Source organism: Pseudomonas sp. RL_5y_Pfl2_73 (assembly GCF_963970515.1).
Lineage (GTDB): Bacteria > Pseudomonadota > Gammaproteobacteria > Pseudomonadales > Pseudomonadaceae > Aquipseudomonas.
This window is the reverse complement of record NZ_CAXAPD010000011.1, coordinates 42,548-59,324: the sequence shown is the minus strand read 5'-3', so window position 1 is coordinate 59,324 and position 16,777 is coordinate 42,548. Positions and strand designations below refer to the sequence as shown.

The following is a 16,777-nucleotide window of genomic DNA, read 5'->3' as shown; positions in this document are numbered from 1 at the left end:
CTGGTAGGGCACTATCGCGAGCAGGCTGGCTCCCACAGGGTTAGGTATCGATCACTAAACCGCATGTGGGAGCGAGTTTGCTCGCGATGCTTTTAAGGCTTACGCGGTGTCAGCACCATCTGCGCCGGCACACTGCGCAGAATCTGCTTCTGCAGCTTCAAATCAAACCCCGGGTCGAGTTTCTTGACCCGCTTGCTCAGCAACGTCGCCAACCAAGGATAATCATCAGTACGCGGCGCCTGGATGCTGACGTCACACTGATAATTCACCACGTCGGCGGCGATGGCATCCAGTTGTCGACGCATTTGCTGTATATCGGCGAGGTTTAGCGCAACCGTGGTGCTGGGTGCGCTGGGGTCGATCACTTTGGCGACCGGTTTGGCTTCGGCGGCCTTGAGGTCGGCCTCGGCTTTATCCAGGTCGGCCTTGCGGGCTTCGGCAATGGCGCTATTGACCTCGCCGGTGAGGGCTGGGGCCTTGGGCATCAGCGCTCGGGCCCGGCTCAGGGCGGCGGCGGCGGCGTTGACGTCACCTTTTTGCAGATCGATCTGGCTGCGGCGCAAATACGCCTCGGCCAGTTGCCGCTGGTAGGGTTCCAGCGACCGATCTGCGGGCGACTGGGCTTGCAAGGCGGCCAGCTGGTTTTCGGCGGTGGCCAGTTCATTGCTGGCCAGGCTTTGCTCGAACTGCGCGATGGCCGGGCCCCGCGTATCGAGGGCCTGGGTGACCGGCGGTGTACTCTGGCAGGCGCCCAGCAGCAGGGAAAATGCGACAAGGAGCAGATAACGGGAGGTGAACGGCTTCATTCCTGCGACTCTCTATTTGCGCAAAAAGCGAGCAAGTCTACACCCCTCGACGAGGCAGGACAAAACTCAGCAGAAACAGCGCGGCGGCGCTGACCACGATCGACGGGCCGGCCGGGGTGTCTTTGAACCAGGAAAGTGCCAGTCCACCACACACCGCGAGCATACCCAGCAGGCTCGCGCCCAAGGCCATTTGCTCAGGGGAGCGAGCGTGACGCTGTGCCGCAGCCGCCGGGATGATCAGCAATGAAGTAATCAGCAACACCCCGACGATTTTCATCGCCACGGCGATGACCACCGCAATCAGTAGCATCAGCGCCAGGCGCAAACCCAGCACGGGCAGGCCTTCGACCCGGGCCAGTTCCTCGTGCACGGTGACGGCCAGCAAGGGGCGCCAGAGTGCCACCAGCAACAGCAGCACCGCCGCGCTACCGCCAAGGATCCACGACAGGTCAGTCGGACTGATCGCTAACAGGTCGCCGAACAGATAGGCCATCAGGTCAATCCGCACGTCATGCATGAAGCTTAGTACCACCAGCCCGAGGGATAGGGTGCTCGGTGCCAAAATGCCCAACAGCGTGTCGGACGCCAGCGGTTGGCGGTGTTGCAAAGTCACCAGCACCAGGGCCAGCAACAGGCAACCAACGGTCACCGCCACCGCCGGGCTGACGTCCAGCAAAAAACCCAAGGCCACGCCGAGCAACGCCGCGTGGGATAAGGTATCGCCGAAATAGGCCATGCGCCGCCAGACCACGAACGAACCCAGGGGACCGGCTACTAGGGCGAGTGCCAAGCCTGCGAGCAGGGCGTACAACAGAAAATCAGCCATGCTTGCAGCCATCTCCATGAACATGATTGGAAGCAGAAGGGGCGCTGACCACCGAACCATGCAGATCATGGGCGTGGTCATGGTGGTGGTGATAAATCGCCAGGCTTTGCGCGTTTTTGCCGAACAACTCGACGAAGGCCGGATCGCCGCTGACTTGCTCGGGATGCCCGGAACAGCAGACATGGCGGTTGAGGCAGACCACCTGGTCGGTGGTGCTCATCACCAGGTGCAAATCGTGGGACACCATCAGCACGCCGCAGCCGTGGCGGTCGCGCAGGCGCGTGATCAGACTGTACAGCTCGGCCTGGCCCGCCACATCGACCCCTTGCACCGGCTCGTCGAGCACCAGCAGTTCAGGCTCGCGCAGCAGGGCGCGGGCCAGCAATACGCGCTGCATCTCGCCACCGGAGACACTTTGCACCGGGCTGTCGATCACCTGTTCGGCACCGACTTCTTTGAGCGCGGCCAAGGCGCGGGCGCGGTCCACACCTGGCACCAGACGCAGGAAGCGCAGCACCGACAGTGGCAGCGTGGGATCTACGTGGAGTTTTTGCGGCATGTAACCGACGCGCAACCTGGGCTTGCGCCAGACGCTGCCGCTGTCGGGCTTGAGTAAGCCCAGCACGGCGCGCACCAGGGTGGTCTTGCCGGCGCCGTTGGGGCCGATCAAGGTCACGATCTGCCCCGGTTCGACGCTGAGGTGGATGTTGTCCAGCACGCTCTGCCCGGCGAACGTCACGGCCACCTGTTCGAGGCGGATCAACGCATTGCTCATCAGGCCCCCTGGCAGCCGGAGCAGAGACCGACCACCTCGACGGTTTGGGTGTCGACCACGAAGCCGACCTCCTTGGCGCTGGCGATGATGGCATCGCTGATGGATTTCTGTTCCAGCTCGATGGCAGCGTGGCATTCGCGGCAGATCAGGAACTGGCCTTGGTGGGCGTGCTCCGGATGGTTGCAGCCGACGAAGGCGTTCAACGATGAAATGCGATGGACCAGGCCGTTTTCCAAGAGGAAGTCCAGCGCTCGGTAGACCGTCGGCGGCGCGGCGCGGCGGCCGTCCTGTTCGCTGAGCACCGCGAGGATGTCGTAGGCGCCCAGTGGCTTGTGGCTTTGCCAGACCAATTCCAGCACGCGCCGACGCAAGGCGGTCAGGCGCAACCCTTGGCGCGCGCAGATGGCGTCGGCCTCGGACAGCGCGCTGTGCACGCAGTGGGAGTGATCGTGGGGACGACTGGCAAGGGGTGTAATAGGCATGGGCAGCGACGAGTTTAGTGAGAGACGTTATTATGTTACCCGTTCTCGCCTCTACGAGTGGCCATCGTGTCTCGATTTTTCTCGCTCTTTGTCGCTTTTGTCGCAAGTTTTCTGCTGATTGGCTCGGCCCAGGCCGACGTCAAGGTGCTCACCAGCATCAAGCCGCTGCAACTGATTGCCGCCGCCATACAGGACGGCGTGGCCGTTCCGCAAGTATTGCTGCCGCCAGGGGCTTCGCCGCATCACTATGCGTTGCGGCCATCGGATGTACGCAAGGTGCAGTCGGTGGACCTGCTGTATTGGATCGGCCCCGATATGGAAGGCTTTTTGCCGCGTGTGCTCAACGGTCGTACGCAGCCTTCCGTGGCGGTGCAGGATTTGCCCGGGCTCAAGTTGCGTCATTTCGCCCAGGACAGCGCGTCCCATGAGGATGATGAGCATGACGGCGATGAACACGATCACGACCATCGCCCCGGCACCGTGGATGCCCACCTGTGGCTCTCGCCGCTCAATGCGCGGGTGATTGCGGCCAAAATGGCGGCGGACCTGAGCGCGGCGGATCCGGCCAACGCGGCGCGCTATCAAAGCAACCTCAAGGGCTTCAACCAGCGTCTCGATGCCTTGGATACGCGCCTCAAGGCGCGTCTGGCCGGGATCGCGGGCAAGCCGTACTTCGTGTTCCACGAAGCGTTCGACTATTTCGAAGACAACTACGGCCTCAAGCACGCCGGGGTGTTCGCCGTGGCTGCCGAAGTCCAGCCCGGTGCCCGGCATGTGGCGGCAATGCGCACGCGCTTGCAGGCTGTGGGCAAGACCTGCGTCTTCAGCGAACCGCCCCTGCGTCCGCGCCTGGCCGAAACCCTGGTGGCCGGGTTGCCGGTGAAGCTGGCGGAGCTCGATGCACTGGGCGGCTATACCCCGGCGACGGCGCAGGGGTATGAGCAGTTGCTGGAGACGTTGGGGAATGAGTTGGCGGGGTGCCTGGAGTCGTTGTAACTCCACCGCAAACGGTGGGAGCAAAGCTTGCTCGCGACATAGGCGACTCGATTTCTGGAAAATCTCATCGCCTTCATCGCGGGGCAAGCCTTGCTGCCACAGGACGAGTCGCTTACTGCTGTGGGAGCAGGACTTGCCCGCGATGCTGTTTACAGGGCGAAAGGCAACACAGCATGGACTGTCTGCCGCTGCGCCAAACGCTGCTGGAACTCCATCGGGTCGTGGATCAACACATCCTGCCCGGCAAACGATTCAGCAGCGATCAACCGCGACAGCCAGAACCGCACGCACGCCACGCGTAGCATGGTGGGCCACAGTTGCGCCTCTGCGGCGGTAAACGGTCGTAGCGCCGCATAAGCGCCCAGCAACGCTCGCGCCCTGGCGCCATCGAGCACGCCGTCGTCGCCCGAGCACCAGTCATTCAAGGCAATGGCCACGTCATACAGCATCGGCCCGGAGCAGGCGTTGTAGAAGTCGATCAGCCCGGTCAGGTGCGTGCCTTCGAACATCGCATTGTCGCGGAACAGATCGGCATGGATGTTGGCGCGCGGTAGCGCCAGGATGCCGATTTTCTGCAACGAGATCTCATTCAGCGCCGCCTCAAGCAGCCGACGCGGCTCGGCGTCGAGGTGCGAGAGCAGCTTGGTGCCCTCCTCCTGCATCCAGTCCAGGCCGCGATCGGTCTTGCGTTTGATCATGTTGCCTTGGGTCGCCAGGTGCAGATGCGCCAGCAACTCGCCGACCTGGGCGCAGTGCTGGGTGTTGGCCTGCTTGATGTGCTTGCCGGCCAGGCGCGGTTGCAACAGCGCCGGCTTGCCCGCCAGTTCCCGCAGCGCGACGCCGTCGGTGGTGCGCAAGGCGTAAGGCACCGGCAAGTTGGCGTCATGCAGCACGTCCAGCAGTTCGATGAAGAACGGCATTTCCTGCACCGGGCCACGCTCGACCAAGGTCAGGACGAATTCGCCCTGCTCCAGGCTGATAAAGAAATTGGTGTTTTCGCTGCCGGCGGCGATCCCCTGGAAATCAAGCAGGCGGCCAAGCCCGTAAGGGGCGAGAAAGGTTTCCAGCTCGGGCCGAGCCAAGGGGGTGAACACAGACATGGTTAAAACTGCCAGTACGGGCGCCCTTCAGTGGGCGCCGGTTAAAGTGCAGAGCGGTATTACCACTCAAAGATTTTCCACGACGGAATCAGCATATCCGGCTGGTCCGAGCGGATAAAGTTTGCATCAGTGCCGTCGGCACGCACCAGGAAATAAGGCTTGCCGTGCTTGGGCGTGACCTTGATCGCGTACAGAAAGCCGTTTTGCCGATACTCCTGAATGGTTCTGTCACCTTCGGTGCGGATGGTGACGTCCGGGTCCGCCGAGGGTGCGTCGTCCGCCGCCATGACGGCTAACGGGGTGATTGCAAACAAGCCAGCCAGTAACAGGCGATTGAGTGTACGCATGATAACCTTGTCCCTTTGTCGTCAACGGTCCCGCTATTCTAGCCCCGGACCCGCCGAAAAGGTTGATCCTGCTCATGAGCCAAGCCCCCCTCGTCCTGGTGGACGGTTCTTCTTATCTGTACCGCGCCTTTCATGCGCTGCCACCGCTGACCACGTCCAAAGGCCTGCCGACCGGTGCGGTCAAGGGCGTGCTGAACATGCTCAAGAGCCTGCGCAAGCAGTATCCAGAGAGTCCGTTCGCCGTGGTCTTCGACGCCAAGGGTGGGACTTTTCGCGATGAGCTGTACGCCGAATACAAGGCCAACCGCCCGAGCATGCCCGACGACATGCGCGTGCAGATCGAGCCGCTGCATGCCAGCGTCAAGGCCCTGGGCTTCCCGCTGCTGTGCGTGGACAACGTCGAAGCCGATGACGTGATCGGCACCCTGGCCCGCAGCAGCGCGGCGGCCGACCGTCCGGTGGTGATCTCCACCGGCGACAAGGACATGGCGCAATTGGTCGACGGGCACATTACCTTGGTCAATACCATGACCGGTAGCGCCCTGGACGTGGCTGGCGTGAAGGAGAAGTTTGGCGTCGCTCCCGAGCAGATCATCGATTACCTGGCATTGATGGGCGATTCGTCCGACAACATCCCAGGCGTTCCGGGGATCGGACCGAAGACCGCTTCCGGCCTGCTGGTAGGCGTCAATGGCGGCCTGACCGAGCTGTATGCGCAACTGGACATCGTCGCCACCTTGCCGATCCGTGGCGCCAAGACCCTGGCCGCCAAGCTCGAAGCGCACAAGGAAATGGCGTTGCTTTCCTACGAACTGGCGACCATCAAGATCGACGTACCGTTGGATGTCGGCCTCGATGACTTGCAAATGGGCCAACCGGATCACGAGAAACTCGCCGAGCTGTACACGCTGTTGGAGTTCAAAAGCTGGTTCGAAGACAACCAGCGGGACGCCAAGCGTGCCGGCCAGGAGATCGTCGAAGTTGCCGAAGAACAGTCCGATGCTGCCGAGGCCAAGTACGAGGTCATCCTTGATCAGGCGCGCTTCGAGGCGTGGCTGACGAAACTGGACAAAGCGCCGCTGTTTGCCTTCGTCGCCGAAACCAACGGCGGCGATGCCCAGCATTCGCAACTCGTCGGCTTGTCGTTCGCCGTGGCGCCTTTCGAGGCGGCCTACATCCCGCTGACCCATTCCTACATGGGCGTGCCGGAGCAACTGGACCGCGACACGGTGCTCAAGGCGCTCAAGCCGCTGCTGGAAAACCCGAACAAGCTCAAGCTTGGCCAGCACGCCAAGTTTGAAACCAACATACTGGCCAACTGCGCTATTGGTGGCGATCAGAACAACGGCATCCTGGTCCAGGGCATCGCTTTCGACACCATGCTTGAATCCTATGTGCTGGACTCCACCGCGACCCGCCACGACATGGACAGCCTGGCGCTCAAGTACCTGGGCCAAAGCAAGACCGATTTCCAGGACATCGCGGGTAAAGGGGTCAAGCAGTTGACCTTCGACCAGATCTCCCTGGAATTGGCTGGTCCTTACGCCGCCGAAGACGCCGACGTGGCCTTCCGCCTGCACCAGGCCCTGCAGGAAAAGCTGGCTGCCACGCCAAGCCTGGGCACGGTGCTCAACGACATCGAAATGCCGCTGATGCCGGTCCTGGCGCGCATCGAGCGCCAGGGGGCGTTGGTCGATGCCAACCTGCTGGGCGTACAGAGTGTCGAGTTGGGCGAGAAATTGGTGGCGCTGGAACGTGAGGCGTTTGCTATCGCTGGCGAGGAATTCAACCTGGGCTCGCCGAAGCAATTGGGTGTGATCCTGTACGAAAAACTCGGCTTGCCGGTGCTCAGCAAAACCGCCAAGGGCCAGGCGTCCACCGCCGAAGCGGTGCTCGCCGAGCTGGCGGAGCAGGATTACCCGCTGCCCAAAGTGCTGATGCAGTACCGCTCGCTGAGCAAGCTTAAGAGCACTTACACCGATCGCCTGCCGGAACAAATCAACAGCCGCACCGGTCGCGTCCATACCAATTATCAACAGGCCGTCGCCGCGACCGGGCGTCTGTCGTCCATTGACCCGAACCTGCAGAACATTCCGATCCGCACGGCCGAAGGCCGACGCATCCGCCAGGCTTTCATCGCGCCGAAAGGCTACAAGCTGTTGGCAGCGGACTACTCGCAGATCGAACTGCGGATCATGGCGCACCTGGCCAAGGACGAAGGCCTGCTTTACGCGTTTCGCCATAACCTGGATGTGCACCGGGCCACCGCTGCCGAGGTTTTCGGCGTCGAGCTGGAGGCCGTCACCCAGGACCAGCGCCGCAGCGCCAAGGCGATCAACTTCGGCTTGATCTACGGCATGAGCGCGTTCGGCCTGGCCAAGCAGATCGGCGTCGACCGCAAGCAGTCCCAGGCTTACATCGACCGCTACTTCGCCCGCTACCCGGGTGTGCTGGCGTACATGGAACGCACCCGCGCCCAGGCGGCCGAGCAAGGTTTTGTCGAAACCATTTTCGGTCGCCGGCTGTACCTGCCGGACATCAACGCGAAAAACCCGGCCCTGCGCAAAGGCGCCGAGCGCACCGCCATCAACGCGCCGATGCAGGGCACGGCGGCCGACATCATCAAGAAAGCCATGGTCGCCGTGGACCGCTGGCTGACAGCGTCCGGGCTGGATGCGAAGGTCATCCTGCAGGTACACGACGAACTGGTGCTGGAAGTGCGTGAAGACCTGGTGGACCAGGTGCGCGAGGAAATCCGCCAGCACATGAGCGCCGCTGCCACACTGGACGTGCCGCTGCTGGTGGAAGTGGGCGTGGGCAATAACTGGGACGAGGCACACTGATTCCGAGGGAGCTTGCTCCCGCTGGCCTGTGCCCAAGGAGCTGCCGAAGGCTGCGATCTTTTAATCTTGATCCTTCACTTGAGATTCAAGCGTCAGGGGAAAGATCGCAGCCTCGTTGCACTCGACAGCTCCTACGGAGCCACTTGTCAGCCCAACCCACGCCACATGGAGTCACCGAAAACCCAGGCGCGGCGTCATTAGCTCTGAAGATTCCTACGGCTATTTCCAAAAATAATCTGAACTAAACCCATGAATTGCCACTCAGAGATGTTGAATGGCTGGTGAAGCCCTTCAATGCTCCTATGTTGTGTTAAGTGTTGGCAGATATCTGGACCCCGCCCTAGCGGTCCGGAACTTGGACCCCGAACTTCCCCCTCCCCATAAGAAGTCCGGGGTTTTTTTTGCCTGCGATTTGGCTTATTCGGCTTCTTCGCTGCCCTTGTCCGCCAATTCCATCCAGTCGGCCAGCACCGTATAGGCTTCTTCCAGGCCCATGCGCTTGGGCGCCGAGAACAGCTGGATGGTGATTGCGTCGCCCCAGCCTTTACGAATTTGCGACTGCACTTTAAGCAAAGTGTTTTTGGCCGCGCCGTAGGTGAGCTTGTCGGCCTTGGTCAACAGGATGTGCATCGGCATGCCGCTGGCGACCGCCCAATCGAGCATCAACAGGTCGAAGTCGGTCATCGGATGGCGAATATCCATCATCAGGATCAGGCCTTTCAAACTCTCGCGGCTGCCCAGGTAGGCTTCCAGATGGCGCTGCCAGTGTTGCTTGAGTGGGATCGGTACCTTGGCGTAACCGTAGCCGGGCAGGTCGACCAAACGCCGTTCATCGTCTAGTTTGAAGAAGTTCAAGAGCTGCGTGCGACCCGGGGTTTTCGAGGTGCGTGCCAGGCTCGCATGGGTCAAGGTGTTCAGCGCGCTGGATTTGCCGGCATTGGAACGCCCGGCAAAAGCCACTTCGAAGCCTTCGTCGTCTGGGCATTGATCGACTTTGGCGGCGCTGAGCATGAAGGTGGACTGTTGGCACAGGCCAAGGATGGGGTTCTTCAGTTGCATGGGATTTCCGATGTGGGCGGCGTCGGGAATGGACGCGGCAAGCTGTGTCGTTTCCGTTTCAGTGACGCCAGTATATAATGCCGCAGATTTTGTGTGCGCTTTGTCCCAGCGTAGGATGAAGCTCACGGGAGCGACCGACCGAAATTGCGCGTTAGAACGCAGCTCGTTCCCAACCCTGAAAAGGTCGTTTTATGACGAAATGGCTGCTAGCTGCCGGTGTCTTGATGCCGCTTTACAGCGCTCAGGCTACACAGGATCCGGAAGCTGTGTACAACCGTGTTTGTGGTGCCTGTCATTCCGGCCAACTCCCCATGGCGCCCCGCAAGGGCGATCAGGAAGCTTGGACGCCGAGGTTGGCGCAAGGTATGGAGACGCTGGTGCAACACGTGACCCAGGGTTTCAAGGCGATGCCGCCGCGTGGTTTGTGCATGGACTGCAGTGCCGAGGATTACCGAGCCATCATCCAGTGGATGAGCGAGTGAACCCGGCCCATAACTCTTTAACCCTTAGCCGTAGTTGGATTAGCTGATGAACAAACTGATCGTGAGTCTGCTGTTGACCTTGGGGATATCCGGCGTAGCCCACGCCGCTGGCGATGCCGCTGCCGGTCAGGCGAAAGCGGCTGTATGCGGGGCCTGCCACGGCCCGGATGGCAATAGCATGGCGCCCAACTTTCCGAAACTGGCGGGCCAGGGCGAACGTTACCTGAACAAGCAACTGCACGACATCAAGTCCGGCAAGCGCACGGTGCTGGAAATGACCGGTCTGCTGACCAACCTGAGCGATCAGGACCTGGCGGACATTTCTGCGTATTTCGCCAGCCAGAAGGGCAGTGTCGGCGCCGCCGATCCGAAGCTTGTGGCCCGTGGTGAAGCGCTCTTTCGCGGTGGCAACCTGGAAAAAGGGCTTGCAGCCTGCACCGGTTGCCATTCGCCTGACGGTAAAGGCAACGCGGCAGCCGGCTTCCCGCACTTGGGCGGTCAGCATGCCCAGTATGTCGGCAAGCAACTGACCGACTTCCGCAAAGAAGAAGGTGGCCGGACCAACGATGGCGATACCAAGCCGATGCAAAGCATTGCGAAAAAGCTGAGCGACGAAGATATCGCCGCGGTATCCAGCTACATCCAGGGCCTGCACTGAGGCCTTTGGCTGGTGTTGCGAGGGGCGTACATCCCTTGCAACGTTAACGCTCGATTAATCTGTCGATGCGAGCATCAAAAGGGTGGCTTTGGCCGCCCTTTTTTGTGGCCGCTGCCGTTACACTAGAGAACTTGAACCCGCCACAGTCTGTCTTAGAAGCAGGTCTCGCGAGGTCCCCTCATTGTCCAGGAGTAAAGCATGCGTAATCTGATCATCAGCGCCGCGCTCGTCGCCGCCAGCCTGTTTGGCGTAACTGCCCAAGCGGCTGAAAAGCCCGCCGCACCCTATGTCGAATTGTCCAACCCCGTTCCCGTGGCGGCGCCTGGCAAGATCGAAGTCGTGGAATTGTTCTGGTACGGCTGCCCGCATTGCTACGCTTTTGAGCCGGTTATCAACCCATGGGCCGAGAAACTGCCTTCGGACGTTAACTTCGTGCGCATCCCCGCGATGTTCGGCGGCCCATGGGACGCCCACGGCCAGATGTTCCTGACCCTCGAAGCCATGGGCGTTGAGCACCAGGTTCACGCCGCGGTATTCAACGCGATCCAGAAAGAAGGCAAGAAGCTGGTCAAGAAAGAAGAGATGGCGGATTTCCTCGCCACCCAGGGCGTCGATAAGGACAAGTTCCTCGCCACGTTCGACTCCTTTGCCATCCAGGGCCAGATCAAGAAGGCCCGCGAACTGGCGAAGAAATACGAAATCACAGGCGTGCCGACCATGATCGTCAACGGCAAATACCGCTTTGACATCGGCTCCGCCGGTGGCGCAAATGAAGCGCTGCAACTGGCCGACCAACTGATCGCCAAAGAGCGAGCGGCCACCAAGGCTGCCGCCAACTAAGCGCGGCCCACGCCCATGGCCCGCTGGAACACCGAACGCATCGTTGGCCTGCATGAACCGCGGGTCAATGAGCATCATGTCCTCTCCACGGGCCTGCCTGGCGATAGCCGCTTGCGGCTGCTCAGCTTCAATATCCAGGTGGGTATCAGCACCGAGCGCTACCGGCATTACCTGACTCGCGGCTGGCAACATTTGCTGCCGCACACCGGGCGTGCCGGTAATCTGCAGAAAATCGGCGACCTGCTCAAGGACTTCGACCTGGTGGCCCTGCAAGAGGCCGACGGCGGAAGCTTGAGGTCCGGCTACGTCAATCAGGTGGAACACCTGGCCCAGTTGGGCGCCTTTCCCTACTGGTACCAGCAACTCAATCGCAACCTCGGACGTCTTGGCCAGCACAGCAATGGTGTGTTGAGTCGTTTGCGTCCGTGGGCGATCGAAGACCATCCGTTACCGGGGCCCAAGGGGCGCGGGGCGATCCTCGCGCGTTTCGGCGAAGGTCCCGAGGCGCTGGTCGTGGTCATGATGCACCTGGCGCTCGGGGCGCGTACCCGGACGATGCAGCTGGCGTACATTCGCGAGCTGATCGGTGGCTACAAGCACCAGGTGCTGATGGGCGACATGAACACCCATGCCACCGATTTGCTGCAGACTTCGCCTCTGCGCGATCTCGGTCTGCTCGCTCCCCAACTGGAAGCGACATTCCCCAGCTGGCGCCCCCAGCGCTGCCTGGACCATATTTTGTTGAGCCCGACCCTGACCCTCGAACGTGTCGAGGTGCTGGCCCAACCCATTTCCGATCACCTGCCGGTCGCGGTAGAAATTCGTTTGCCGGGTTCGCTCACGGCCGATGCATTCCCCGTGCTGAGTACTGCCCCTCGCGGATCCGATGAATGAGCGACGACGCCGAACGCTGGAGAGAGAAGTACCTCAAGAGTATCGAGCAGCAGGAAAAGCTCGAGCGCCGTTGGGCGGCTCGCCTCGACTTGCTGCGTCGTGGCCTGGTGCGTAGCACCCTGGCCGCCGAGGGATCTGACCGGGCGGTCGATCAATGCATGAAAGAGATGCGCGAGGTGGTGCGCACCGATGACATGGATGCCGGCCTCGCTGCCCTGCTACCGCGCCTGGAGAAAGCCGTACTCGAATCCGAGCAGCGTCGCGAGACCCGGGTCGAGCAGACGAGCTCCGCGCTGATCGCCCTGGTTGCCCAGTTGCAGAGCCTGCCGCTGCCGAAAGAGGTCAGCCGGCCGTTGAAGAAGTTTGCCAGGCAACTGGAAGATCGGGCCGGCCAGGCCCGGGAAATTCCGCTGCTGCTCAGCGAATTGAGCGGTCTGCAAGGCAAGGCACTCAGTGCCCTGGACGCACCTGTCGAACCGAGTCGTCCCGGCCTGCTGCAACGGCTGTTTGGTGTCCAAGACCACGAGGACGCGACGCCCCAGCCCCGCGAGCCAGCCCAGGCCAGCGTGGTACCTGCCTCGGAAATGGCCCTGTCTGTAGCCGCGGAGCCGGCAACGGCCGCAGAATCCGTCGCACCAGCACCAGCACCAGCACCAGCACCAGCACCAGCACCAGCACCAGCACCAGCACCAGCACCGCAGCCATCGGTGGCGGAGCAAGTGCCAGCGTTGGAGACGACGCCCGAACCGATTGCCCTGATTGCGCCGCAGATCGAGAGCGCTCCAGTGCCCGCTCCAACACCTGCAGCCGAAGTGGTTCAGCCCGCCAGTGAACCGGACGACGAAGCAACCGAGCCCGCGCCGACGCCGGTCGCCGATGAGCGTCCGGTTGCGGCGTCCACACTCGAGAATCCCGATGAGCTGATGCCCGAGGAGCCCACCCAGGTCCTGCCCGCCCCCTCGCAGCCTCCTGCGGAGCTCGACGAGCCCCTGGAAGGCGCCGATGTGGCTGACGCCCAGTACGCCCTGCCCGATTCGCCAGAGCCGTCCTACAGCTCGGTCGCCAAGCATATCGAAGACACGCTGTTGGGCCTTTTGGGCGACCTGGCCTTGCCCGAGCGTCATCGACCACAAGCTGAAGCCCTGTGTGAGCGTCTGCGAAATGGTTTGAACTGGTACGAATTACTGCCGATCCTCGATGATCTGGCTGTGCTGATGCTGGCCATCACAGACACCGGCCAGCATGAATTCGAAGCGTATCTGCAGCGCCTCAACGATCGGCTCGAGTCATTCCAGAGCAGCCTGCAGGCCGCCAGTGAAGACCAAGCCGAAAACCTGTCGGCCTCTAGGGAAATGGACACCCAGATTCGTGAACAGGTGGACGGGCTGCAAAGCAGCGTGAAGGACGCCGATGACCTGGAAGGCCTCAAGCAAGTGCTCGAAAATCACCTCGAAGGCTTGCTCGGTACGATGGACCACCACCGCCAGCAACGTGATCAACGCGAGCAGGAGGTCTCGGCTCGCCTGAAAAGCCTGGCCGATCGCGTTGCGCTGATGGAGCAGGATGCCCAGGTCGTGCGGGAAAATCTCGAGGAACAGCGGCAAAAAGCGCTGATTGATCCGCTCACCGGGCTGCCCAACCGCGCCGCCTGGTCCGAGCGTCTGGAGCATGAAGTCGCCCAGTGGCACAAACGCGGTAACAGCTTGCTGCTGGCCATGCTCGATCTCGATCATTTCAAGCGCATCAATGACAACTACGGCCATCTGGCCGGTGACCGGGTGCTGAAACTCATCGCCTCGGTCCTGCGTAAACGCCTGCGTGGCAGCGATTTCATTGCGCGTTTTGGTGGCGAGGAGTTTGTTCTGCTGGTGCCCAATACCTCCCTGGCTGCCGGCGCCAAGCTGGTCGAGGCGCTGCGCCTGGCCATTGAAGCCTGTCCGTTTCATTTCAAGGGCGAACCGGTGACGGTAACGGTATCCATTGGCCTGACCGCCTTCAAAGCGGGTGAACACAGCGATATGGTGCTTAAAAGAGCCGATCAGGCGCTTTATCGGGCAAAAAATGCCGGTCGCAACCATGTGGAACTGGGCTAAGGGGCTAATTGTTCCAATTTGTTTAATATCACCGCGCGCACCGGATCATCGCGAGGCGATACGTTACACTGTTGCATTACTCACAGTGCGTATTGCCTTCCGCCATGAAATTTTTCTCGCTCATTGTTTCTTTATTTATCCTGGCCGGCTGCACCAGCGGCCCGCGGCTCGACACCCGTCACCCCTCCGTCAACCATGACAACCGCATCCAATTCGTGGTGGTGCATTACACCTCGGCTTCCCTCGAGCGTTCACTGGCCCTTTTGACCCATGGCGAAGTCAGTGCCCATTACCTGATCGGCGACGATAAAGGCGCGACTATCTACAAGCTGGTGGATGAAAGCCGACGTGCCTGGCACGCCGGGGACAGCGAGTGGGAAGGCCGGACCTGGCTCAATTCCAGTTCCATCGGCATCGAAATCGTCAATCCGGGTTTTGTCGACACGCCCACCGGGCGCCTCTGGTATCCCTACAGCGAAGCCCAGGTCCAGGCCTTGATCGTATTGCTCAAGGACATCATCGAGCGTAACGGGATTAACCCGCGCAGCATCATCGGTCACAGCGACATCGCCCCCCTGCGCAAACTCGATCCGGGGCCGCTGTTCCCTTGGAAGCGCCTGGCACAAGCCGGTTTGGGGGTCTGGCCAGATGAACAGGCCGTTGCCCGCCAGCAAGCCGTCTTCGCGCCACAGTTGCCGCCTGCCAGTTGGTTCCAGGCCGAGCTGGCCCGCCTGGGTTACCCGACGCCTCAGACCGGCGAGTGGGACGTGGCCACCCACCATGTGCTGGCCGCCTTCCAAATGCACTACCGACCGACCCGCTTTGATGGCACGCCGGACGCGCAAAGCGCGGCGATTCTGCAGGTGCTCAACCAGACAAAATAATGACGCCCGTCTGACGGATCGGACCAAATCCAAATCAGAAGCTATAACTCATTGGTAACTTTCGGATTACCAATGATGACGGCTGCCCGCGAAACCCTACACAGCTGGCTCCATCGCCCCCTTTTCCTGGCGATGATGGCAACTGCACTCAGTACCGTCCTGCTGCTGGCGGGGAGTCTGTTCGTGGTCGTGCAGCAGATTCAGCAGCGTGAAAGCGATCAGATGAATGCCCAGGGCGAGCGCTTTCTGCAGCGCCTGGAACAACTTTTCGGGCAACTGCGTGAAAGCCTCGACGACTTGCAAAACCAGCCGTTGCGCGGATGCGACGATGACATGATCGCGACATTGCAACAGGTCAGCTTCAACTACCGTTTCGTCTACGAGGCGGTGTATATCGATGGCCGCGGCGCCTGCTCCAATCGTCCACGCCAGAGCGGGTTGTCAGTGACCCGCCCGCCCGATATCCGCGGGCCAACCTACAATTACTGGCTCAACAGCACCACCGAGCCCGACGAAGACCGCGCAGCATTGATGCTGGGCCGCGGCAACTTTCGGGTGGCCACGTCCCGCGGGCATTTGACCGATGTGGTCGATTTACCACCGGGCAGCAGCCTGCTGGTCGTCCTGGATAACGGTAAACGGGCCATTCCCGTACTCGGGACTGACCAATACTGGCCGCCGGTCGAGCCTTGGCCACCGAAAAGCCACAATGCCTTGCAAGTGACGCAGAACCGGTTGATCTACCGGATGCCGACCGACAGCCCGGTGTATCAACTGGTGCTGATCGCCCAGCGCAACGGTTTTCAGGTTCCGGCCAATACCTGGTGGGTGTTGCCCATCAGCCTGATGCTGGGCCTGGGGATTGGTTTCCAGGTGTTTCTGCTGGCGCGCCAGCGCCAGTCCATGGACGCCGAACTGCACGGCGCCATCCGGCGTGGTGAATTGCAGGTGCTTTACCAGCCGATTTTCGACCTGAGCAGCCGTAACTGCGTCGGGGCTGAGGCCTTGCTGCGCTGGCGACGACCGGACGGCACCCTAACCAGCCCGGACTTGTTTATCCCGATGGCCGAGAACACCGGACAGATCCGCCAGATCACTGATTTCGTGCTGCAGCGGCTGTTCGATCAATTGGGCCAGCTGTTGCGGGCCAATCCGCAGCTGTATATCTCGGTGAACCTAGCGGCCTGCGATGTAATGGTGCCGCGTATTGGCGAAGTGATCGCCCGCCTGCTGGCGCTGCATCGCGTGTCGGCGCACCAGATTGCCTTCGAAGTGACCGAGCGTGGGCTGGTCGATGCGTTGGTCGCCCGGGACAACCTGCAATCGCTGCGCGACGTCGGGCATCAGGTGTTGATCGACGATTTCGGCACCGGCTATTGCAGCCTGGCCTACCTGCAAACCCTGCCGGTGGACTGCTTGAAAATCGACAAGGCCTTTATCGACGCCTTGGGCCACGATGCCGCCAGCAGCGGCGTGGCCCCACACATCATTCGCATGGCCCATGCGTTGGAACTCAAGGTGATAGCCGAAGGCATCGAGCATGAAGCCCAGGCGTGCTATTTGAGCAGCGAAGGGGTGAGGTTTGGCCAGGGCTGGCTGTTCGCCCATGCCCTCAGCGCGGTGCAGCTCATCGAACTGATTACCCGTGGCCGACGCCTGCGTGGACGCCGCCTCGATGACGAAGCCTGAGCC

General features: G+C 61.4%; 16 protein-coding genes. 9 read left to right on the top strand and 7 right to left on the bottom strand.

Annotation, left to right across the window (positions count from 1 at the left end; genetic code table 11):
- Positions 1-92: 92 nt before the first annotated feature.
- From AACY42_RS12950 to zur, 4 genes are read right to left on the bottom strand one after another with little or no spacing between them, the layout of a single operon-like run.
- A complete protein-coding gene (locus AACY42_RS12950) occupies positions 93-806 on the bottom strand; it encodes a PA5502 family lipoprotein (RefSeq protein WP_339479803.1) in 714 nt (237 codons plus the stop codon).
- A 37-nt stretch (positions 807-843) separates the two neighbouring features.
- A complete protein-coding gene (gene znuB, locus AACY42_RS12945) occupies positions 844-1,632 on the bottom strand; it encodes a zinc ABC transporter permease subunit ZnuB (protein ID WP_339479802.1) in 789 nt (262 codons plus the stop codon).
- Positions 1,625-2,407: a zinc ABC transporter ATP-binding protein ZnuC gene (gene znuC, locus AACY42_RS12940; protein ID WP_018602784.1), complete on the bottom strand. Its 783-nt coding sequence runs from the start codon at positions 2,405-2,407 to the stop codon at positions 1,625-1,627. The genes znuB and znuC overlap by 8 nt, the downstream gene beginning before the upstream one ends.
- Positions 2,407-2,889: a zinc uptake transcriptional repressor Zur gene (zur, locus tag AACY42_RS12935; RefSeq protein ID WP_109752856.1), complete on the bottom strand. Its 483-nt coding sequence runs from the start codon at positions 2,887-2,889 to the stop codon at positions 2,407-2,409. Before zur ends, znuC begins: the two co-directional genes overlap by 1 nt.
- A 66-nt stretch (positions 2,890-2,955) precedes the next feature.
- Here zur and znuA point away from each other — a divergent pair, with 66 nt between their 5' ends.
- Positions 2,956-3,885: a zinc ABC transporter substrate-binding protein ZnuA gene (gene znuA, locus AACY42_RS12930; RefSeq protein WP_339479797.1), complete on the top strand. Its 930-nt coding sequence runs from the start codon at positions 2,956-2,958 to the stop codon at positions 3,883-3,885.
- 149 nt (positions 3,886-4,034) lie between these two features.
- Here znuA and AACY42_RS12925 read toward each other — a convergent pair whose 3' ends face one another.
- Both AACY42_RS12925 and AACY42_RS12920 read right to left on the bottom strand, forming a co-directional pair.
- Positions 4,035-4,985, bottom strand: coding sequence for a homoserine kinase (locus AACY42_RS12925; RefSeq protein WP_339479795.1), 951 nt, complete (start codon positions 4,983-4,985; stop codon positions 4,035-4,037).
- Between the two features lie 59 nt (positions 4,986-5,044).
- Complete coding sequence (locus AACY42_RS12920; RefSeq protein ID WP_307573019.1) at positions 5,045-5,332, bottom strand: DUF2782 domain-containing protein; 288 nt, start codon at positions 5,330-5,332, stop codon at positions 5,045-5,047.
- A gap of 74 nt (positions 5,333-5,406) precedes the next feature.
- On the opposite strand from AACY42_RS12920, the gene polA reads away from it, so the two are divergent.
- The gene (gene polA / locus AACY42_RS12915) at positions 5,407-8,175 is read left to right on the top strand and encodes a DNA polymerase I (RefSeq protein ID WP_339479792.1); all 2,769 of its coding nucleotides are present in this window, start codon (positions 5,407-5,409) and stop codon (positions 8,173-8,175) included.
- Positions 8,176-8,592: 417 nt separating this feature from the next.
- Here polA and yihA read toward each other — a convergent pair whose 3' ends face one another.
- A complete protein-coding gene (gene yihA / locus AACY42_RS12910) occupies positions 8,593-9,234 on the bottom strand; it encodes a ribosome biogenesis GTP-binding protein YihA/YsxC (protein WP_339479791.1) in 642 nt (213 codons plus the stop codon).
- A gap of 191 nt (positions 9,235-9,425) precedes the next feature.
- Here yihA and AACY42_RS12905 point away from each other — a divergent pair, with 191 nt between their 5' ends.
- The 7 genes from AACY42_RS12905 to AACY42_RS12875 all read left to right on the top strand — a co-directional run bounded on the left by AACY42_RS12905 (position 9,426) and on the right by AACY42_RS12875 (position 16,774).
- Entirely contained in the window at positions 9,426-9,716 is a 291-nt protein-coding gene (locus tag AACY42_RS12905) for a c-type cytochrome (RefSeq protein WP_057449291.1), read from the top strand.
- Between the two features lie 46 nt (positions 9,717-9,762).
- Positions 9,763-10,374 (top strand): c-type cytochrome, encoded by a 612-nt coding sequence (locus AACY42_RS12900; protein ID WP_339479788.1) that lies wholly within the window; start codon positions 9,763-9,765, stop codon positions 10,372-10,374.
- 198 nt (positions 10,375-10,572) lie between these two features.
- Entirely contained in the window at positions 10,573-11,214 is a 642-nt protein-coding gene (locus AACY42_RS12895; RefSeq protein ID WP_339479786.1) for a thiol:disulfide interchange protein DsbA/DsbL, read from the top strand.
- A gap of 15 nt (positions 11,215-11,229) precedes the next feature.
- Positions 11,230-12,108, top strand: coding sequence for an endonuclease/exonuclease/phosphatase family protein (locus AACY42_RS12890; protein ID WP_339479784.1), 879 nt, complete (start codon positions 11,230-11,232; stop codon positions 12,106-12,108).
- Positions 12,105-14,201 carry a GGDEF domain-containing protein gene (locus tag AACY42_RS12885; RefSeq protein ID WP_339479783.1) on the top strand — a complete coding sequence of 699 codons (2,097 nt, stop codon included), beginning with the start codon at positions 12,105-12,107 and terminating at the stop codon, positions 14,199-14,201. Before AACY42_RS12890 ends, AACY42_RS12885 begins: the two co-directional genes overlap by 4 nt.
- A 104-nt stretch (positions 14,202-14,305) precedes the next feature.
- Complete coding sequence (locus AACY42_RS12880) at positions 14,306-15,085, top strand: N-acetylmuramoyl-L-alanine amidase (protein ID WP_339479782.1); 780 nt, start codon at positions 14,306-14,308, stop codon at positions 15,083-15,085.
- Between the two features lie 75 nt (positions 15,086-15,160).
- A complete protein-coding gene (locus AACY42_RS12875) occupies positions 15,161-16,774 on the top strand; it encodes an EAL domain-containing protein (protein ID WP_339479938.1) in 1,614 nt (537 codons plus the stop codon).
- Positions 16,775-16,777: the final 3 nt, after the last annotated feature.